The following is a 20383-nucleotide window of genomic DNA, read 5'->3' on the forward strand; positions in this document are numbered from 1 at the left end:
TCCGGTCAATGCTGAGTCAGCGAGAGCGCCACGCCCTCGGCCGCACAGTCCTCTGTAGGCTTGAGCCCCGCTTTTTGAGCGGCCTTGACCTCTTCCTTCGCGGCCGCCAGGTCCGCCAGGAACATCGGATTACTATGCAAACTCGCCACGGTCGCAGCCCCCATGATGCGGCCTGCGTCCACATCGCTCTGCCAATGAGCATCGCAGATGACCCGGCTCTGGCCGAATGACAGCCCGCGAGTCATCAATTCAGTGGCGCGTGCGGGTTGAATCTCGGCCAGCAACAGCCCCCAGGCCCAACCGGCAGCGGAGTGGCCGGACGGCCAGGAGCCATCCGTGCGCAGCAACGGTTCCATGTCTTTACGACAGGTTCCTTCGTTGTGCGCCACGAATGGGCGGGTGCGGTTGTAGGCGTTTTTCCCGGCATAGGTGGAACCGCCCGCATCCGTCAGGGTGCGCTGCATCAAGGTATAAAGATGCGGTGTGTTTTCTTCGGTGATCGGTGTGCCCATCGCGCAGGAAAATGCTTTCGCCGGACCCGGAAATGAAAGCTCGGCATCCGCTGCCGCGAGTTTCTCCCGGGCCGTACCTCGCAGCGACAGCGCCGCTCGGCGTGCTTCCTCATCCCGCGCGAGCGCTGCAGAGTCGGGCTTTGGCGGGGCGCCAAGCAATGCCAGGCGCAGTGGCAAGTCGGCCGAGTCAAGATAGCCCGGGGCGAGTTTGAAGTGAGGGTCCGTGACCTTGGTGACAGCATCGTCGGCCAACACCAGCCCGGAGCAGAGCAGGCCGGCCAGCCCCAGTTGCTTTTGTATTGTTTTCATCGAGGGTTCCCTTATCTATCCCGGAATTGCCGGCTGATCAAAACCGGTAGAGGGCATTCAGATAGGCGCCTGCGCCCACTTTTTCGCCTGTCAGCGGGCTGTTGCGGGCATCGGAGACCAGGGCGTAGGTCTTGACGCCGCCTTCCAGTGCCAGTTGTGGTTGCCATTGCCAGGTGAGGCCCAGTTTCAAGGTCACGTCGCGCATCCCGCCACCGGGGTGGTATTCGTCGAACCGCGTGCGTGCAGCCTGTTGGGCGGTGACACCGAAGCGCGCCATCATGTCGTTCTCGTTGCTCCAGGTGCCGTACAGGGTCGAGTCCAGGGTCAATGTCGAAGACAGTGCGTAGGCAGTGGCCACCCCGGCCTCCAGATACGCGGTACGCCCCAGGCTTTGCCCACCGTAATCACGGTTCTGGGTTGATTGCAGGCCTCGAACGAACAGGCGACCGGCCGGAAGCACCCAATACGCTTCCGCCCCGACCAAGGCCGTGCTGTCCAGGTTGCCCATTCCCCTCAGGTAGTTATCCCGACCGTCTAGGGTGTGGATTCTTTCCTTGCGCCCGGGGTCGTAACCCATCAGCAGAGCCACGCCAAAAGGAGAAAGCCCCGGCAAATCCCAGCGCAGTCCGTCCGGGAAAGCGGCGGTGAATTTGCCCCAGTTTTCGGTAGGCAAGACCGCTTTGAATTTCAGTGAAGGGAATGCGGCATAGTGTGAAGCGCCTTCGTACAACGGGCCGACGGCCAGCCCGCCGCCGACGGTCACGGAGGGTTCGTTTGAATCCTCCGCGTGTGCAGGCAATACCATCGCAAGTGCGAGTGTCGCACCGGTAATGAGCGTTACCGGATGCTTGAGAAAGTTTGAACCACCGATGGTTGTCATTGCGTCTCTCCTATGCGGTAAAGCCAAACTTATTGGCGTTTTTATTTAGTTATAAAGTTTGTAGATTTTTAATCAGCGCGTGACTGGCTGCGGCTTCGGAAAGCTCCATTGGCCATTCAGTATTTGTTCGCTTGGCTGATAAAGCCTGACTGTGTAGTTCCAGCCGGGTGGAGTCGGCAGGCAATTCGCGATCTTTGCGTCGCAGCCACCGAACTGAATGACAATCGAACCATCCTCACTTTTCTTGGCGGTGAGGTTGTTCAACGAGTAAGCGTCCTGAGGGTTTTTCTCAAAGTAACCGTCTGCGTTATAAACACTCACGGACCAGAAACTGTTCACCGGAACATCCCCGACTTTGAGCCGGTACACAGTGTTGCCGTTGTTCTTTGGCATCACCCCGCCCAGGTAGATAGCGTCCTTGGCTGGGTTTCCGCCCCACCCCGTCGCAGTGCCGATCAAGTGATGGATCGGGTTGACCGCGCCCTTGGGCCCAAAGGACTGGTTGTAGTCGGGAATGGTCGAGCCCAGGACGGCCAAGGCATCACGTACCTTGGCCTGGCTGGCCTGGTCCCACTTCGGTACGACGAACTCCCCAACCTTGGCTTGGCTGACCGTGATTGCGTCCTGCAGTGCATGCACTGTTTCAAGGTCTTTGCGATCGGAGGGGTCGAAGAACGTCCGCACCGCCACAAACACATAACGTGTGCCGACAGCCTCTTTCGTCAGCGTCCGGCGACCGGCGCCGTAAGTGACGATGGGTACGTAGTGATCTTCATTGATCACCGCCATCGACATGAACCTTCCCCCGGCCTCGGGCAAGGTGATCGTGACGGGGCCTGCATCGAGATCGAACACCGCCGATGAATAGAGCGTGTCCCGATTCATCCGCACCACATTCTGGGCATCGATTGGCACGGCTTCGCGGCTGTGAACAAAGCGGCCCAAACTGCCAGTCGCCACCATTTTTCCCAAGTAGAGATCGGACTCGGCACGCACGAAGTTATCTACACCCACCGGTATTGCCGCGTCCGAGGATGACTGGGCGTTCGCGCTTCCAAAAGCTGCCAACGCCATGGCGAAGATGCAGGCCGTGGATGAAGGGGACATGTAAACCTCTTGGTTTTATAAGTTGGCGTTAATTTTTTGACTGTATAAGAACGCCTTGGCACAAACTTGCCATTTGGTGCCAAAAGCAAAGCGAGCGCGCACGCGAAGGCCATCCCTGAACGGGGCTAAAGAGTTGGGCAAGCAGGCGAGGAGGGGAGGTTAACGATCGTGTTTCAACAAGATGGAGCGATAGCGCGACGGCGGGCTCCCGGTCCAGCGCTTGAAGGCACGCGTGAAGTGCGCGGGATCGCTGTAGCCGACCATATAGGCAATCTCGGTTGCGCTGTATTTACCGCTGGCCAGTAACTGAAATGCTTCGCTACGACGTGTCTCGTCACGTAATGCGTCAAAGTCGATGCCGCAATGTTCGAGGCGACGCTGCAACGTTCGGGGCGACAGCCCGATCGTTCGTGAAATAGTCGCAAGTTTGGACAGTTCCTGATCCGCTATCTGCTTGGCGAGCACGTCAGCTGTTTCAGTGGTCGACTTCAAGGCTTGAGTGGTTTTCCAGGCAATATCCCGAGTGTAGTGCAGGGGAATTTCAAGCAACTCACGATCGAACTCGATCATGTTGTACTCAGCGTTCATGTGGAGATTCGGGCCCAGGTATTCTTCAAGCGCCTCGTCGCCTCTTTCTCTTGGGTTCTTTAGATGTACGCGTATGGCGCCGGGCTCGCCGGACATGAGCGGCACTTTTCTGAGCACCACCAGGCTGGCGGTAATGACTTGCTTCGGATCAGCCCCGTGCTGCCCGTTAAAGTGGTGGATGAGTTTCGTCGTGCGCCCTTCGGTGACAATGTTTACTTCTCCTCCTTGATGCAGTAATTGCGTATGGACTGCCGCCATTGCACACGCCTGAGCGAGGCTGGTGGAACCCAATATCAATTCGCCCCATGCACCGAGTGAGCGCACGTCGGTCAAATGCCCCACAGACGCACCGGCGAAGGGGTCCTGTGCGATAGCTGCCATTTCGTTGGCGATATGAAAGCAGGCCGCTCGTGGTACCCAGGCATCCGGGTTTTGAAACACGTGAGGAGAGATACCAAAACGCCGAAAGAACTCCAGCGGCAACACGCTGCGCATGCTCAGATAGGGGGCTATTTGTCGAAGAGTGCTGAGTTTGATGGCTGGCGCAGCATTCGTCATGGGGGGCGCACCTGTTTTTAGAGGCAATCCACTTGAAACCGTCTGGGTGCGCGGGGAAATACGTGTGGAACTTCTGCTGAAGTCGCGCTGTTGAAAGCACAGTAAACATGATGGTCGATTCGGCGACAAGATCATCGCTTTTCGACATTCGCCCCCTTTCCCGTTACTGCTCAAGCATCAAGCTACGCCAAATGATTATCGGCGCTTCTACAGGTGCAACTTGCGGTTGCAACGGCGCCTGTGTGTGCGGTGGCGGTTCCTCTGGTTCAGGCGCTGGGGGCTGATACTTGGCGGCGTGCGCGTTATCGACTGACATATTGTTGGAGTGCGCTTATTGGAGAGTGATGATGACTTTGCCTTTTGATCTGCCCTGCTCGACGTAGCGCAACGCCTCTGCCGTCGATTCAAAAGGGAAGGAACGATCAATGACCGGTTTGATGACACCAGCTTCGATAAGCGAGCTGATTTTTTGCAGTTGTGCGCCGCTGGCCCGCATAAACAGAAATGCATAGTTCACCCCGTGCTTGCGGGCTTTTCTACGAATACCGCTGCTCAGCAGGCGCATGACTTGTCGCAGCATCCAGGACAAGCCTTGCGCTTGGGCAAAGGCTGCCGTCGGTGGCCCGGAGAGGGAGATGAGCTGTCCGCCGGGCTTGAGAACCTCGACCGATTTCATCAGCACATCCTTGCCCTGGCTGTTCAATACCAGGTCGAAATCGTGTAATTCGCTCGCAAAGTCGTGCTTCTTGTAGTCGATGACCACATCCGCCCCGAGCGCCTTTACCCATTCGACATTCGCCGTGCTGGTGGTGGTCGCAACAAAAGCGCCGAGGTGTTTGGCGAGCTGGATGGCAAACGTGCCGACACCGCCGGAGCCGGCATGAATCAACACCTTCTGGCCTTTTTTCAGCTGGGCGGTCTCAACCAGCGCCTGCCAAGCCGTCAAGGCGGCCAAGGGGACGGACGCCGCTTCGGCCATGTCCAGGTTCGAGGGTTTCAGCGCGAGTGCGTTTTCGTTCACGGCGATCAGTTCGGCAAACGTGCCGATCCGATCCTCGGGAGGGCGTGCATAGACTTCGTCTCCCGGGTTGAACCGCGTCACCGCCGAGCCTGTGCGAACGACCACCCCCGCCAGGTCGTTGCCCAAGACCAATGGAAATGTATAAGGCAGGATCAGTTTGAATTCGCCGGTTCTGATCTTCGAGTCCAACGGGTTCACGCTTGTTGCGTGCACCTGGATCAGAACGTCATGCACACCGACCGCAGGGTCGGGCACTTCGCCAAGCAGTCCGTTCTGCTTGCCGTAGCGGTCGATAAAAAATGCCTTCATGTTGCAACGCTCTTGTCGGTGGAATGAGAACGGGGCGCGGCCCCGGCAACGTTGATGCGATGAGACGTTCAGGCGTCGAGGAACGCCAAGGCCTTGCTCACGAAATCGCCAGGGTGCTGGAAAATGCTGCCATGCCCGGCGTCCGGGTAAATGACCAGTTGCGCGTCAGGGATTCGCTTTGCCAGCTCAAGCGAGTTGACCGTGGGCACCATGATGTCGTTGTCGCCGTTGGCGATCAGCGTCGGCATCTGCAGGCGCCCGAGGTCTTGCGGCGCCTGCTTGCCCCACGCAGTAATGGCTTTTAATTGCCGAAAAAACGCACGGGGTGTCGGGCCTTTGTCCCGGTCTTGCTGGCGCTCTTTCAGCCGTTGCAAATACTCGGACGCGGCGCGTTGTCCGTTGGCCGTGCCGGTAAAGAACAGGTAGAACTTGGGATCGCGTAGCGTCAGCAGCCCCTTGAGCATCAACGGCCAGGTCACCGAACCGACGTTGTCGATGCCTGTGCCGCCGGCCGGTCCGGTTCCGGTGAGGATCAGCCGGCGCACGCGTTCGGGGGCTTTCAGGGCGATGTCTTGAGCGACGAAGCCACCGAGTGAAAAGCCGAGCAGGTCCACCTTGTCCAAACCCAACGCACGGATAAAACCGATGCCATCGTCAGCCATTTCACCGACGGTCAACGGCGCGGCGCCCCCCGAGCCACCGATACCACGGTAATCGGTGGTGATGACACGCCGGTTTTTCGCCAGACCGTCAATGATCCTGGGGTCAAAGTTATCCAGCACTGCCCCCCAATGGTTGAACATGACCAGCGGAACCTGCGTTCTGGGGCCCAGATCGCGGTAGGCAAAAGGTATCCCGCCCACCAGAACCGACTGGTTCGCCGCGTGGATAAATGACGACGGTGAACCGGGATGATTGCTGCTAGCCAAAAGAGTCATGTTTATTCCGTGCGATTGCGGAGCGAGGCCGACCTGCTCGACAGGGTTCAGACTTCAGTCAAATAACGCGGCGCCACGACGGACTGTCTGATCTGCGACAAAAGACCCTGACGTGCGGTTTGCAGGGCATCCCAGCGCTCGCCTTCTTGCAGCGGCGGAATGGTCACCGGTTCGCGGCGATCGAAGCCGACCAGTGCGGCATCGACCAGGTCAGCCACTTCCATGACTTCACTCAAGGTGTTGATGTCGATACCGGCGCGATCCCAGATCTCCGTGCGGGTGGCCGCGGGCAATACGGCCTGCACATAAACACCCTGAGGCGAAAGCTCCAGGCTCAGGCCTTGGGAAAGGAACAGCACAAACGCCTTGGTCGCCCCATAGACCGACATACCAAACTCAGGCGCCAGGCCCACCACCGAACCGATGTTGATGATCGCGCCTGCACCGGCTTTGGCCAGGCGTGGCGCGATGGCGCTGGCGAGTCGCACCAGCGCCGTGGTGTTGAGGGCCACCAGCTGCGCCACGCTGTCGGTGCTTTGCTCGATGAAGCTGCCGGACTGCGCGGCACCGGCATTGTTGACGAGGATGCCGATGCGAGCGTCGTCCCGCAGGCGCGCTTCGACGGTCTGCAGGTCGCCGAGTTGAGTCAGGTCGGCCGCAAGCACTTCAACGGCGACGTTGTGTTCGCCACGCAACTTTGCGGCGAGTGTTTCCAGGCGCGCGTGGTCGCGGGCAACCAACACCAGATCATGCCCGCGTTGGGCAAAACGCTCGGCGTAAACCGCGCCGATGCCAGTGGAAGCGCCAGTGATGAGAACGGTAGGGTAAGTCGTCATGATGTCAGCTCTTTATCGGGAACATGGATTGATGCACGAATAAAACCGGGCTCGATCAGCCAGTGCTCAGTTCGCGCGGGTGCTGGATTCGGCAAGCGTTGGGTAGTCGATGTATCCCGCCGCGCCGCCGCCGTAGAGCCTGGAGGGGTCGAAGGCGGACAGTGGCGCAGCGGTCTTGAGCCGCTCCACCAGATCGGGATTGGCGATAAACGGGCGGCCAAAGGCGATCAGGTCGGCCCTGTCATGCGCAAGGCGTGCGGTGGCCAGGTCCAGGTCATAGCCGTTGTTGGCGATGTAAGTGTTCTTGAAGCGCTGGCGCAAGGCGTCGAAATCAAAGGGCGCCACATCACGTGGCCCGCCGGTTGCGCCTTCGACGACGTGCAGATAAACGATGTCCAGGGCATTGAGTTGATCGACGATGTAATCGAACTGAGCCTGCGGATCACTGCTCGATACCCCATTGGCCGGCGAGACCGGCGAAAGGCGAATACCCGTGCGATCAGCACCAATCTCGGCGGCCACCGCGGCTGTCACTTCCAGCAGCAGGCGCGCACGGTTTGCGATCGAGCCGCCGTAGGCATCAGTGCGCAGGTTGGCACTGTCCTTGATGAACTGATCCAGCAAATAGCCGTTTGCACCGTGGATTTCCACACCGTCGAAGCCTGCCGCAATGGCGTTTGCCGCCGCTTGGCGGAAATCGTTGACGATGCCTGGGAGCTCGTCAATTTCCAGCGCGCGCGGCTCGGAAACGTCCTCGAAGCGATTGTTGACGAACACCTTGGTCGCCGCACGCAGCGCGGAAGGGCCTACCGGCGCCGCGCCGTGCGGTTGCAGATCCACGTGGGAAACTCGGCCCACATGCCACAGCTGCAGGAAAATCTTCCCGCCCTTGGCGTGTACGGCATCGGTCACCTTGCGCCATCCCTCTATCTGAGCCGCTGTGTAAATACCTGGCGTGTCCTGATAGCCCTGCCCCTGCTGGGAGATCTGCGAGGCTTCGGAAATCAGCAACCCCGCACTGGCCCGCTGGCTGTAATAGGCCGCAGCAAATTCACTCGGTACAAAACCCTTTCCGGCGCGATTGCGCGTCAGTGGCGCGAGAACCACGCGGTTCGACAGCGTCAGAGCGCCCAGTGTGTAGGGGGTAAACAGGTTCAAGTCGCTCATGGGTGTGTGTTCCGTGCCCGTTGGTAAATGGTCATCTTGCTTGCGATTAGGATGATGATCGAAATCTAAACTGTCAACGGTTTTGATTATGGTCGACATCTATGTATCATCAGCCGATGAATTTCAGCGGTAGAGAGGTATCGAACATGCGAGTGTCCAAGGCTCAGGCCCAGGCAAATCGGGAGCACATCGTCGAAACGGCGTCAGTCGTGTTTCGCGAGCGCGGCTTTGACGGAGTCGGCGTGGCCGACCTGATGGCCGCCGCCGGTTTCACCCATGGCGGTTTCTACAAACATTTCGCTTCAAAGGCCGACCTGATGGCCGAAGCCTCGGCCAACAGCCTTGCGCACTCACTGGCCAACGCCGAAGCATTGAGCGTGAAGGACTTCATCGATCTGTACGTCTCCAGGGAGCATCGCGACAGACGCGCTACGGGTTGCACCATGGCAGCGCTGTGCGGTGACGCAGCGCGTCAATCGGGCGACTTGAAATCGGCATTCGCTGAAGGCATCGAGCACATGCTGCAAACGCTCGGCGAAAAATACCCGACCGGCCCGGATGCGGCGCCGGGTGAGGCAAGGCAGAAAATGATCGACCTGCTGGCACGCGCGGTCGGCGCGATCACGCTATCGCGCGCCTGCCCTGACGACTCGGCGCTGGCGGATGAGATTTTGGCGGTGTGTCATGGGCAGATGATCGAGTCGTTGTCGGAGTAGTTGGGGGTTTGATGGTTTTGGGCGTTAGGGGGAGTCAGGGGAAGAACATGATTTTCGTTATCTGATTGAAAATATGGCCTTGCCCCTATTGACCGCTGTTCTCCAAGCAATTGACCTGTACACGCAGCACTGAGAGCAGGCGCCTTCACGGAGTAAACCACCGGCGATAAGGGATAATTCAAATTAATCTAACTTCCTGTTGTTTCTAACAGTGTTGGCCATTTTGATGCTGTGGAATAGTACACGGGTTCGTGATAGTGAATTTGCTTAAATGTTTGCAATTTCAAACATACTATTCGGAGGCGTGCACATGGCCACTCTTAATGGAAAGGTTTTATTTTATGATCCCAAGTACCAGACGGGGACGATAGGCGACGAGGCGGGAAGCATGAAACGTTATGTTTTTCATGACTCGGACGTGGTATCTGGTGAGACGTTGGAAAAAGACCAGCTTGTGTTTTTTACTGAAGAAGTATCTTTAAGTGGCGGGACCCCTGGATATAGAGCTACCTTGGTTCAAGGTAGGCCGTATAGGGTGGGAATGACCATACTTTCCGGTACGGTACTGTCATATAGTTCTGAGCGCTCGGGGGGGGTAATTGCAGATAAGAACACAAAAAATCTCAATCACTATACCTTTTCCGACTCGGACGTGGTGTCTGGAGGTCCATTACACGTGGGGCAGTCTGTAACCTTCATTGGAGAGATGATCCGAGTTAATGAGGCTCAGTTTCAATACGGAGCAAAAATAATTCAGGGTGAGTAATGATACTTGCCGGTGGTGAGCCGCGTGAACATTTACGTAAACTGTGCGGCATTCTCTGAGTTAATGGAGTTTTTAGCCTCGGTCGCTGATGAGCCGCGACCGGGAGAGGTTGGCGGTAACGATGGGGTAATTGCCAATGATGAGCGTACCTTCCTTGCCGCTGGGCTTGGTGTACTTCAAGCGCCAGGTCTTCACGCCATTGGGTTTGACGAAAAGGTACATGCCGCCGCCGTCGAACAGTTTGGGAAACAGGGGCAGACTACCATTATTGAAAACATGCTCTGACCCCTATTTTCCATGCCGGAAAATGCGGCGGGGTTTGGGGATGTGGAAAAGATTGATCGGGTGTATATGAATAATGAAATACGGTCGATCAGGCAGTTGTTTTTACAGGTGAATGGGCGGTTGCGTATGGATCGAGGCATAGAATGGATTGATAGATGAGCTCGTAGGGGGCATATATAGGTAGAAGTGTGCGCGTGTGTTTTTCAATTGCCAAAGTATAGGCCTGATTTTTATGATTTGTCGGGAAACAGGGGTCAGACCACCATTATTGAAAACATGCTCTGACCCCTATTTTCCTAATTTAGCCGTGAGCGCGAAACCAGTTGCCATCCAGCGGCTATAACTGGCGTAGGAACCCCGTCGATGGTTGGATCATCAGCGTAGGGTGAGACCCCCACACCCCTGCTTGAGGGCGTGTATATGAATATCAAGCGTACTTTCAAGGGCTGCCGGCAATGGTGGCCCTTTTCTTTACCTGTCACAAAAGTGTGTAGCGCTTGTATAGCTGGTCGCCGGGGGAAACGCTGTCCTGTCTTTTTTCATGGGGCTTGTTCACTCCCCATCAGGCGTCGTCTGCATTGTCTTCCATGATCGGCAGACCAATGCAACGATCAAATATCTGGATCAGCGGGCCATCGTCGCCATGAAATGACTGATGATTCGCTTTAATCCATTCTTGTTTGTCGACTTCCCACCAATTGATCTCGTAACCCGCGTTGATGATGATCCATTCGAACAGCATCCGCTGGGCTCGTCCGTTACCTTCTCGGAAGGGATGTGCGACGTTCAACGTACTGTAGGACTCGGCGACGGCTTTGAGCAGTAAGTCGCGTGAATAGCCTTCAAACCAGCCGTTGGACTCGACTTTTCGGAATTCTCTGGCGGCTTCCGGCTCTATGCGGTCAGGGACACAGAACTGATTTCCACCTTTGCTGATCTTTACCGTCCGGATCTCGCCGGCCCAACTATAGATAGCCGAGAATAGGGTACGATGAATTTGTTTCAGAGTATCCAGGCTGTATGGCGGCTCTATGAACTCAAGCCGCTCTGCGGCAGCTTCGGTGAGATAGCGTTCGGCCTCGTTGAGGTCGTCCTCATCATGCAAATCAAGTAGGTTTTTGAGGGTACCTGTTCCCCGGTAACAGTAGGGATCCTGATCGACCCCGTATTTGTCATTACTACTCAAGCTTTGATTTGCCGAACGGCCATGAGCGCAGCTTCGCGAGTGGGAAGCTTGTGATCGTCATTTGGAGAGGTCGTAAAACCCTCGAGGCGCAAGCTGGCCGCGAAGTTGGATTTACGGTGTTTGGCGAAGTAGGCTTTTTTGGCTTGAAAACTCAGCTTTTCCACGTCTGCTCTCCACGGATGTGTGCCCGAGAGTATAGCTTATTCAACTAGCTGTTTGGCTCTGCATCGGCGCTACTCGTCGCCTTGGGAGATGCTCCCACCGAAGGCCGGGCTGGAAGGACATTTCGTCAGGCAAAAAAAAGCCTCGCATCGCTGCGAGGCTTTTTAATATGGTGCGGCACCAGGAGTCGAATTAAAACATAACGTTTTGTTTTTCCGCTGTTTACTAGTTCCGCAAAATTTACACTATCCCTAAAAATATCCTTTTGTTCTGGTGGTTTTTCCATCGACGAGAACCAATTGACTTGGTTTTTTCAGAAAAAATTTCAACGCCAGAGTGAATTTTAGTTGAGTCGATAGTATTAAAAGATATTGGTTTTGTATGTTGTTTGTATGGCTGTTAATTGTAAAAGCGTCTTAGGTGCGGACCTCAATATTTAAAATCTAGTTGAGGCCCGTTTGATTAGTCGTTACTGCGGGTTTCGTTCGGGCAAAAAATCTTTCCAGTCTATCTGGCTGATTTTTTTTGCGCCGACGCTGCTGGTCCCAATAAAATGTTTGGCGGACGCCGCTTTCATTAAGTGCTCGATATCTTTGAGAGTGTTGGTTGAAATGAAAGCGTATTTATATTGATTGCGAAGTGTTCTGTTTATATCCATAAGGTAAAAAGAGTTATGCTGTACGGTGTTGATGTATTTTTCAACCTCTCTGTTCCAGTCGCGAGGTCGTTTTATAATCGCCAGGAGCATTAGTTCATGCTTAATTATTTCGCTTGTGGAGTGGTTTTTTATCTTGTCTATCAGAAGTGGACCCATTTTCATCGAAAATAGATCGTCAGCAAACATTCGCGTAACAGCGGCGGGAATTGCAGCTAGAATACTTCCAAATCTTTGCTCTGGCGTATCACCAAATTTGCCATTTAATATTATATATACGCCATCGTAGATGGCGTGTTTATCAACTGCTAGGGTTGGAAGAACTACAAGGATAACTTTCGAAGCTTGTTCCCAGCATAAAAGAATTTCGTTTAAAAGTTCGCGCTTTAGATCTAGAGACGCATAATCGCTGTTGCGGAGAGCTCGTGCTGCAGCTCGAATCCCTGACATCATCCTGTCAAATGAATGTTCAGATAAGAAGGTGCTTATATTTTGATCGTGTGGTTTTGCTCTGTCATAATCACGGTCTGCATAACGGTCTTTAATTTCCGCTGGCAGGTTGGATTCCGCCACTCCATTAGCAACTTCATCTGCCATTAGTTTGCGAGCTTTTTCAGATGCAACCCATTTTCCGAACTTATATGGGTTTAGTGTCGGTGGTAGGCCACAGTCTTCCTCGACTTTTGTTCTGACTTGACGTAAATCTTCGCTAAGTATCCGAAGTGCATCCTCTCGACGCCGATCTATCCCGGTGTAAAACTCAATCATTTCCGGGTACGCCATGTATCTCATATCCGAAAAAATATAATCGGAAAATGTCGTTTCATGATGCATGCGTTGGGCGGCAAAATAATAAACCCAATAAGCAAATCTGAAAGAAAACATGTTGTTTCGAGAAATAATTATGTTGTTTCGATGTAATACGTCAAAAACAACATTTATCTCAAGGTCTATAAGTCTTTCCTGGCAGCAGTCTTGCGTTTTTCGTAGGAAACCGTCACGTGAAAAAACGTAATCGCCCTGTCTAATAAGGTATTCGCAAAAATAACCTAGAACATATTCGCAGTCTTTAAGGTCTGGTCGAAGTTTGTATGTAGGTATGTCATCAATGTTGAATAGGAGGAATAGTACTCGTTTGATTATTTCTGATCTATTTACCGGGCTTTCATCAAAATCTATTTCCGATACTTTGAGCAAGGTCAGGCAGTTAAGGGGGGTGCGATGGAGATTTAATACATCCATATCAGCAATGATTCGGGAGGTCACGCTGTCTTCGTCACCAATAGTTTTCTTTTCGTTGTAGCTTGCGACAAATTTTCTAATTTTTTCGCGCGACAAAGGCCACAGATACAGTGTTTCAAACTCTCTTCCAAGATCCACTGAATTAGTGGTTGTAACCCTGTTTATGTCGTCGTGCTGCATGCATATTATCGGCGCTGTGGGGAATAGTTTTGTTAAAAGATTAAATAGCTTTAGATCGTCTTTTTCAAAAGCAGACCAAGAATCTAAAATTATGCACTTTACATCGGATGACTGAAAACCCGTTAGCTCCAGTTCCTCCTGTACCGCAGTGTTTAATGCTGAACTGTTGGCTTTAATATTCTGGGCGTCAAGGTAAAGCCAAAGTTGCTGATCCGGACTGCACCATGCAGCATGGATTAGATAATGAGAAAGACAAGTAAGGCCATATTGTGGGGGCGCCTTTATTACTATTGGATGGGGCGCTTTCACGATAGACGCTAAATCGACAAGTCCATCTTCTTCAGCGCCTGAGTTTGTTTCTTGGTGTCGCGAAATAGTCGGGGTGATCCAATCCACGGGATTGGAAGAAAACAACTTCAATGCATCTGTTAATCGTTTTTTAAACTGCCGTTCAATGAAGATGCTTGCTGAGTTACCTTTGTCTATAACTGGAGCTGCATGTTTTGGGAGCGATGTTGTCAATTGCGAATCGGATGCTTGTTCAGGAGGGCAGAATTTATTTAGTTTGAAATTCCACCGTCCTAATGGCGCATGCTTTGCCACAGGTGCGATAGTCCAATCACTAGATTTTTTCTTGGTATGAAGAAGGACTTCACCTATTCCACTTTTATAATCAATACTGACGAGGTTGAAGCCAAATTCTTCTGACGCCTCTGCTCCAACAGCCCCCGCGCCAATCACTACGTGGCTTTCTAAAGGACTGACCCATGAATTATGTGTGTGTCCGTGTAGCCAAAAATCATAGTTTGCCGATATCTGGATTGTTGATATATCTCTGTCTGCTGTATTGAGCCAGTCAACTGGATGGTGTATTAAGCCGATTTTAATGTCAGCTTGTTTAAGGTTTTTGTTCGCAGTGTTGAATTGCCATTGGCCAGCGAGCCAGATATTACGATCATCTTCATCACCGGCGCACGTCCAAGCGGAGTTAAAACCGGCGATCCCTACGGTCACAGTGTTAATGGTTCTAGTGGTGCTGTACACATGCCGATTTTCAGGGTCGGATTGATGAGGTAAGTATCGCTTGATGAAGTCGCCGTATTCGTCAAGTCGGCTAATTGCGCTGCTGAACTCTATCGATCGATCGGCAAATCTTTGATTTATTTTGTCAATGTGACTGCTAGCGTCACTAGCCCAGTTTTCAAGCGTAAGTTGGGCGTCGGAGTTTATTGACTTGCGATTTACATCATGGTTTCCGGGAACTAAAAAAAGATTATCCTTTGGGAAAGGATCGCTTCCTGTTCCGCATATATTTAGTATCTCATCAAAGAACTTCTGAGCTATATCATACTGTTCTTTTAAAGGCATTCCTGGCATGTTGCCGAATGCAATATCACCGGTACAAAAAATAAGATCTGGCTTAGGCAGGTATCCATCTTTAAAATGCTCCACTAGATAGTCTATCAAAGATTCTCTAGATGCAGAGTCTCGCCACTCTTTTTTTGGAGAAAAGTGGATGTCTGAGATATGAAGCCAAGTTAATTTGCTCATGCGAGCCCCTTAGTTTTATTTAATTAAATAACTTGTAGCTACATTCTGCGTTTTAATAATTATCGTGCGTGGCCAATAATGCATTTTTTTACTTGGCTGCGTAGCTTTAGTGGTGTGCTCTAGTAATTGTTGTGTCAGTCGACTTTTCGGAAAGGATGAAGGACGGAGCGGATTAACCCCTAGTGAAAAAAAGACTGCGAACAAAACACTGGCGGCGCCCTCAATGAAGCTGAATTCCTGATGGTTGTGCCGGTAGGAAGCCTCCACCCAAAGGTTGAAAAAAATGGATGCTTGGCGGTGATAGGGTTTGTCTTCCATGGCACTCAACGCATTGACCCGCAGCGAGACAATTTACGGTATCAGGCATATTTGCTCAGCTGCCTGGATCCTGTTCAGCGTCTTCACGGTACTATATTGCCATCATGGAGTCCAAGTGCTGATTTGCCAATCATTGTCGTGAGTGCTGTGGTGTGAGCTGGAACGATTTACCCATACGTAGCTCAATGAGTTGTATCGTAAGTTTGTAGTAGTAGCGTGTTTCGGCCGTCCGCTCATTCAGCTTCTGGCTAAGAAACCACTGAAGGTGCTTTCGCTGCCAATTCCATGGTGTCGTTCTATGCCAGCGATGTGAGATGGCTGTTTGGATAGCAATTGCTTGACGAATGTGGCGTTGGCGAGTGGTTTTGGAACCATTCAGGACGCCAGTTAGGGAAGGTCTGAAGTAAGCAGCCGTTTTTAACGGCCTCGCTGTCTGAGGTTCAAAAAACACCGACTTAATCGAAAATCAGACCTTTCCTCCTGTCAGTTCACTGTTTTTTGCGGAATAGCACCTTTTCAGGGCTCATTGTCCACATCACAGGCGCACCTCGCCTGCATTCAACAGTCGTTTTCGCATCATCCACAGGTTCGATAAGGCAAACAGTGTGGTCTGCTGCGCGGTGTTTTTCACCAAGCCTCGGAAGCGGACTTTCGTATAACCAAACTGGCGCTTGATCACCCTGAATGGATGCTCAACCTTGGCCCGGACTTGAGCTTTCGCGTATTCGATTTTGCGGCGCATGCGACCGATCAGGCTCTTTTTTGCATGCTTCTTATAGCTGCTGGGGCGCGCTGCGATCGACCAGATCATCTGGCGATGTTGATGCTCCGCACGCTTCTCCACGCCGGTGTAACCGGCATCGCCAGAGACGTAAGTTTCCTCGCCATGCAGCAACTGATCGACCTGAGTCACGTCCGCCACATTCGCCGCCGTGCCCACCACGCTATGTACCAGACCGGATTCAACATCGACACCGATGTGCGATTTCATCCCGAAATAGTACTGATTTCCTTTCTTTGTCTGGTGCATTTCGGGGTCGCGTTTACCGTCCTTGTTCTTGGTCGAACTGGGCGCATGAATGATCGTCGCATCGACCACAGTTCCCTGACGCAGCAGCAAACCTCGGTCGCCCAAATAGCCGTTGATGACCTGCAAAATCCCACCGGCCAGCTCATGTTTTTCCAACAGCCGGCGGAAGTTGAGGATCGTGGTTTCATCCGGAATCCGATCCAAATGCAGCCCGGCAAACTGGCGCAGAATCGTGGTTTCGTAGAGGGACTCTTCCATCGCCGGATCGCTGTAGCCGAACCAGTTTTGCATCAGATGAACCCGCAGCATGGCCATCAACGGATACGCCGGACGACCGCCTTCACCCTTCGGATAATGCGGCTCGATCAACGCAATCAGGCCTTTCCAGGGCACGACCTGATCCATCTCAATCAGGAAACGCTCACGGCGGGTCTGCTTACGTTTGCCTGCGTACTCGGCATCAGCGAAAGACATTTGCTTCATCGGGGCTCAACCGTTCAGTTCGTGGGACAGCCGTATCTCACCAGATTTGGAAGTCTTTTTCAGAGTTTCCTTAGGAAAAGCTCCATATCGAATGGTTTGCTCATCCTCGGCCACCAATGTAAGCCGATACCACGTCGATACGGCCGTGCCCCAGCTCATAGCCGATTTGTGCTCGCGCTTCCTGATCGAGGTGTCGGTCGAGCTGGTAGCAACTGCCACCGTTGATGGGCGCAGGATGCTGAGTGATTTGCTCATATCGTTCGCACGCATAGGTCGCCCGCAATTAGTGAAAGCCCTTGAGGTTGTGCGTTTGTAAAATCTCCCGTGCGGGGCGAACGATTACCTGCTGGAAATCGAGGTAGCGTTCATTCCCTGCAAGCAGGTTGCGGCTACCGTCAGGTGAGACTTGAAGGGCGAATGCCAGTGCCTCGCGGATGTGCTCATCGACCGTTATCCACCGATGGGCCGAGGCGCCAGATCGGCCACCTTTGGTGCCGTCCTGGATGTTGATCTTCCCGAGTTGCTCGGCTTCCCGTTGCAGTCGAGGAAGGTCGGCCAAAATGGCCTCGCGCAAGCGCATTCCGGCGGCTCGCACCAAGTGCACGATGGCGGCAGCGCGTTGCATTTGGTGTTCGCGGAGTACGTCGACGATCCGTTTCACATGTTCGCGATCTTGGCCTTGCGGTACCGATTGACGAACACTGATGCGCCGCATTCCCAACGCCTTGCTCGGACTCACGACCTTCACATACTGATCACCCCGAAGTGCAGCCATGGTCCGGTTCACGCTGGACAATCGGTTTTGCGCGGTGGCGATGCCTATAGCGCCTTGGTCAACTTGCTGACGCAGATATCCGGCGTATTCCAGCAGGGTCTGCCGATCAATTTGTCGCGCATCGTTAATTCCTGGTCCATCCTCCGACCGACACCACCGAACAAAGGCCTGCCAGCGATCACTGTGCGCTTTAACGGTCCCATAGTGCCCGCCGCCGAATATGTCTTTCAGCGCTTGCGGCCCGGCATAGCTCAGTTGCCGACCATAGCCAAAATTCTGCCCGTCCCGTCTACCTACCAGTGCCATGATCAAACTCCTCTCGAAGCCAAACCTTTGAGACTTTCCCCACGTCATCCCGCCAAGAATGTTGAGTGTTATCAGGGATCAAGGCCCCTGCGGCCTGTGAGGGTTGTCCACTAACGCGGGACTTACGGCTCTTTACGGCCGGGAGCTTGGGCATCTCATGATCTGGTCTCCTGAACACTTCCGAAGAAGTGGGCGGGTGGAGGCTACGCTGGCTGACGAGACCGGCGCCGCGAGATCCTGAGTCGGGTGAAGGCAGTGAGGCGATGACCGGGGCATACCTGACTGTCAGTCAGGTGCAGTCCATTCCGTGGGCTGCGGCACCATCATCTGCATCGCTGTTGCTGGTGACTTCGGTGTTTGTCACGCCGATTGTCACGTGGGGAAATGCCGCAATGCCTTGTACGAGGTGGGCTGCAGCAGTGGTAGGAGCGCCCGTCTCTTTCCGGGAGAAAGAGACGGGCGCAGGTTGGCGCAATGAAATGACCAAGCGGATAGGTTGCTGCAGGGCAGCTATGAAAGGGGGAAGTTGCCGCAGTGGGCACACTGGTAAAAGTAGGCATCCATCACATCGCTGTGACCGTGCGAGCCGCCGGACGCTAATCGCACTTTGGGAGAACCACCACGGTGTGGCGTAGCCTTAAAGGTTCTGGCTACCTGGGTTGCTGTCAACGACAGCGCTTTGCCCGATCTTTTCTACGCCTGTGGATAATTTGGGTCAAGGCTCGAATTTTCGAGAGTTCTGCGGCTGTGGATGAAATTATCCACCGGTGGAAATCTGTGGTTTTCCACAGACAGTTGCGTGGGCTTTAGATTTTTTAAGTGAGGTCCATCCAAGCAGGGCGGCTTTGCAGCCCTGTTTGGATGGACCCGCGTGGACAAGCGGATCACTGAGATATGAAGACCGAGCGCTTACTCGGTTGCGCCACGTTTTGCTTTTAGGCGAGTGACGTTCGCTCCGGTCTGGTTCGCGAACTCGTGGGGAGTGACATGCTCCTGCCGGTTGGCCTCCAGGTACCGGCTCCACCAGTTCATGATCAGCCTGCGCTCCTCGATGAATTCGGCCTTGTGGATGTAGGCGGCGCGGACGTTGTTGCGTTCCTTGTGGCTCATCTGCCGTTCAATAGCTGTCTCCGACCACAATCCTGACTCGATCAGTGCGCTGCAGGCCATCGAACGAAACCCATGCCCGCAGATATCGGTTTTGGTGTCGTATCCCATCGTCCGTAGCGCGTTGTTCACGGTATTTTCGGACATGGGCTTCCAAGGTTTGGCATCCCCTGCGAAGACCAATGCGAATTTGCCTGTGAGTGCATGGATTTTTTCGAGTAGCGCCACTGCTTGCGGCGATAAGGGTACTAAATGGATATCCCCTGCCATCTTCGTACCCCTTGTGGAAAAGGGTACTCCTTCCAGCGCGGGGCGAGTGTCCGGTATCTCCCAGGTGCCGCGCTTGAGGTCGAACTCGCTCCAGCGTGCGAAACGCAGCTCGCTGGATCGTACAAACACATGCAGCGACAGCATCACCGTCAGACGGGTAAGTGCCCGGCCTTTATAGGTGTCGATCCGCTCCTGCAGTTCCGGCAGTCGCGATAAGGGTAGAGCGGGGCGATGCACCACCCGCGGGGCCTTGATCGAGCCTTCGAGGTCGTAAGCAGGGTTTATGGTGATAAGCCGGAGGCGCTTTGCCTCGCGCATTATGCTCTGCAGGTAGTTTTGTACCCTTAAAGCAACGTCTATCGTTCCGCGCTTCTTGATCGCTTCCAAGGGCTGCATAAGGTCATGGGTGTCGAGATCAACAATGGCGCGTGCGCCGATCAGCGGGAACACGTGGGTTTTGAGGCGGCTCATCACTGTCTTGGAATGGCCTGGTGCCCACTTGGCCGACATTTCCGTATGCCAGTCGAGCGCAACGCTTTCAAAGGTTCTGCCTTTGATCACGGCTTCCGCCTTGGCTTGGTGCTTGGTCTCTATGGGATCAATGCCATCCGCCAGCATTCGCTTGACCTCCAAGCGCTTGCGGCGCGCATCGGCGAGGCCGATGACGGGGTAGTTGCCGAACGAGGTCAGTCCTTCCCGTCCGTCAGGTTTGACGTAACGGAGCCGCCAGCCTTTGCGGCCATTGGGTTGGACTAGGAGGTAGAGGCCATCGCCGTCGAAAAGCTTGTAGGCGCGGTCTGTAGGTTTTGCCAAGCGGCAAGCTGCGTCGGAGAGCGGAGCTGTGGTGCGCGACATAAGGGTACTCCCTTTTATCGAAGTGACCTGTATCCCAAACTCTACCCTTAAAACGGTTGGAATCCATCAGTTTCTGACGGAAACCGATGGAACGCCAAAACGAAAAAACCCGCCAGAAGGCGGGTTTTTCGGGGGTTCCAGAGATTTTGAAAGCCTTCTCTGGAACCTTGTATGGTGCCGGCACCAGGAGTCGAACCCGGGACCTACTGATTACAAGTCAGTTGCTCTACCAACTGAGCTATACCGGCGTGTTAGGGCGACGATTATAGCG

At 53.9% G+C, this 20383-nt stretch carries 15 protein-coding genes, 1 tRNA gene and 3 pseudogenes; 3 read left to right on the top strand and 16 right to left on the bottom strand.

Going from position 1 to position 20383, the window contains the following annotated elements:
• Positions 1–5: 5 nt before the first annotated feature.
• The 8 genes from JN756_RS01395 to JN756_RS01430 form a co-directional block, all read right to left on the bottom strand.
• The gene (locus JN756_RS01395) at positions 6–821 is read right to left on the bottom strand and encodes an acid phosphatase (protein ID WP_057005780.1); all 816 of its coding nucleotides are present in this window, start codon (positions 819–821) and stop codon (positions 6–8) included.
• Between the two features lie 37 nt (positions 822–858).
• The gene (locus JN756_RS01400; protein WP_057005781.1) at positions 859–1701 is read right to left on the bottom strand and encodes a MipA/OmpV family protein; all 843 of its coding nucleotides are present in this window, start codon (positions 1699–1701) and stop codon (positions 859–861) included.
• A 72-nt stretch (positions 1702–1773) separates the two neighbouring features.
• Positions 1774–2808: a DUF1254 domain-containing protein gene (locus JN756_RS01405; protein ID WP_057005782.1), complete on the bottom strand. Its 1035-nt coding sequence runs from the start codon at positions 2806–2808 to the stop codon at positions 1774–1776.
• A 159-nt stretch (positions 2809–2967) separates the two neighbouring features.
• Positions 2968–3954 (bottom strand): AraC family transcriptional regulator, encoded by a 987-nt coding sequence (locus tag JN756_RS01410; protein WP_108526231.1) that lies wholly within the window; start codon positions 3952–3954, stop codon positions 2968–2970.
• A 331-nt stretch (positions 3955–4285) separates the two neighbouring features.
• Positions 4286–5284 (bottom strand): NADP-dependent oxidoreductase, encoded by a 999-nt coding sequence (locus tag JN756_RS01415; RefSeq protein ID WP_108526233.1) that lies wholly within the window; start codon positions 5282–5284, stop codon positions 4286–4288.
• A gap of 68 nt (positions 5285–5352) precedes the next feature.
• The gene (locus JN756_RS01420) at positions 5353–6222 is read right to left on the bottom strand and encodes an alpha/beta fold hydrolase (protein ID WP_126587768.1); all 870 of its coding nucleotides are present in this window, start codon (positions 6220–6222) and stop codon (positions 5353–5355) included.
• A gap of 47 nt (positions 6223–6269) precedes the next feature.
• Complete coding sequence (locus JN756_RS01425) at positions 6270–7058, bottom strand: SDR family NAD(P)-dependent oxidoreductase (protein ID WP_169881821.1); 789 nt, start codon at positions 7056–7058, stop codon at positions 6270–6272.
• Positions 7059–7124: 66 nt separating this feature from the next.
• The gene (locus tag JN756_RS01430) at positions 7125–8225 is read right to left on the bottom strand and encodes an alkene reductase (protein ID WP_201022274.1); all 1101 of its coding nucleotides are present in this window, start codon (positions 8223–8225) and stop codon (positions 7125–7127) included.
• A gap of 146 nt (positions 8226–8371) precedes the next feature.
• Here JN756_RS01430 and JN756_RS01435 point away from each other — a divergent pair, with 146 nt between their 5' ends.
• Complete coding sequence (locus tag JN756_RS01435; protein ID WP_046488718.1) at positions 8372–8941, top strand: TetR/AcrR family transcriptional regulator; 570 nt, start codon at positions 8372–8374, stop codon at positions 8939–8941.
• Positions 8942–9251: 310 nt separating this feature from the next.
• Complete coding sequence (locus tag JN756_RS01440; RefSeq protein ID WP_017848534.1) at positions 9252–9707, top strand: hypothetical protein; 456 nt, start codon at positions 9252–9254, stop codon at positions 9705–9707.
• A 93-nt stretch (positions 9708–9800) separates the two neighbouring features.
• Here JN756_RS01440 and JN756_RS01445 read toward each other — a convergent pair.
• Positions 9801–9950, bottom strand: a pseudogene (locus tag JN756_RS01445) (Arm DNA-binding domain-containing protein); the annotation flags it as partial.
• Between the two features lie 54 nt (positions 9951–10004).
• Between JN756_RS01445 and JN756_RS01450 the strand changes: the two are divergent.
• Positions 10005–10151: pseudogene (locus tag JN756_RS01450) on the top strand (phage portal protein); the annotation flags it as partial.
• A gap of 403 nt (positions 10152–10554) precedes the next feature.
• On the opposite strand, the gene JN756_RS01455 reads toward JN756_RS01450, so the two are convergent.
• The 7 genes and pseudogenes from JN756_RS01455 to JN756_RS01490 form a co-directional block, all read right to left on the bottom strand.
• Positions 10555–11178, bottom strand: a complete 624-nt coding sequence (locus JN756_RS01455; RefSeq protein WP_057005789.1) for a Fic/DOC family protein — start codon at positions 11176–11178, stop codon at positions 10555–10557.
• Positions 11175–11342: a YhfG family protein gene (locus tag JN756_RS01460; protein ID WP_090234743.1), complete on the bottom strand. Its 168-nt coding sequence runs from the start codon at positions 11340–11342 to the stop codon at positions 11175–11177. The genes JN756_RS01455 and JN756_RS01460 overlap by 4 nt, the downstream gene beginning before the upstream one ends.
• A 467-nt stretch (positions 11343–11809) precedes the next feature.
• Positions 11810–14968 carry a metallophosphoesterase gene (locus JN756_RS01465; RefSeq protein ID WP_201021724.1) on the bottom strand — a complete coding sequence of 1053 codons (3159 nt, stop codon included), beginning with the start codon at positions 14966–14968 and terminating at the stop codon, positions 11810–11812.
• 853 nt (positions 14969–15821) lie between these two features.
• A complete protein-coding gene (locus JN756_RS01475; protein ID WP_033902000.1) occupies positions 15822–16799 on the bottom strand; it encodes an IS5 family transposase in 978 nt (325 codons plus the stop codon).
• Positions 16800–16899: 100 nt separating this feature from the next.
• Positions 16900–17880, bottom strand: a pseudogene (locus JN756_RS01480) (integrase domain-containing protein).
• A 909-nt stretch (positions 17881–18789) separates the two neighbouring features.
• Positions 18790–20112, bottom strand: a complete 1323-nt coding sequence (locus JN756_RS01485) for a tyrosine-type recombinase/integrase (RefSeq protein WP_201021725.1) — start codon at positions 20110–20112, stop codon at positions 18790–18792.
• Between the two features lie 172 nt (positions 20113–20284).
• Positions 20285–20360 (bottom strand) — tRNA-Thr (locus JN756_RS01490).
• Between the last annotated feature and the right edge of the window lie 23 nt (positions 20361–20383).

This window comes from Pseudomonas sp. Y39-6, from assembly GCF_023651955.1.
In the GTDB taxonomy this organism is placed as follows: domain Bacteria; phylum Pseudomonadota; class Gammaproteobacteria; order Pseudomonadales; family Pseudomonadaceae; genus Aquipseudomonas; species Aquipseudomonas veronii.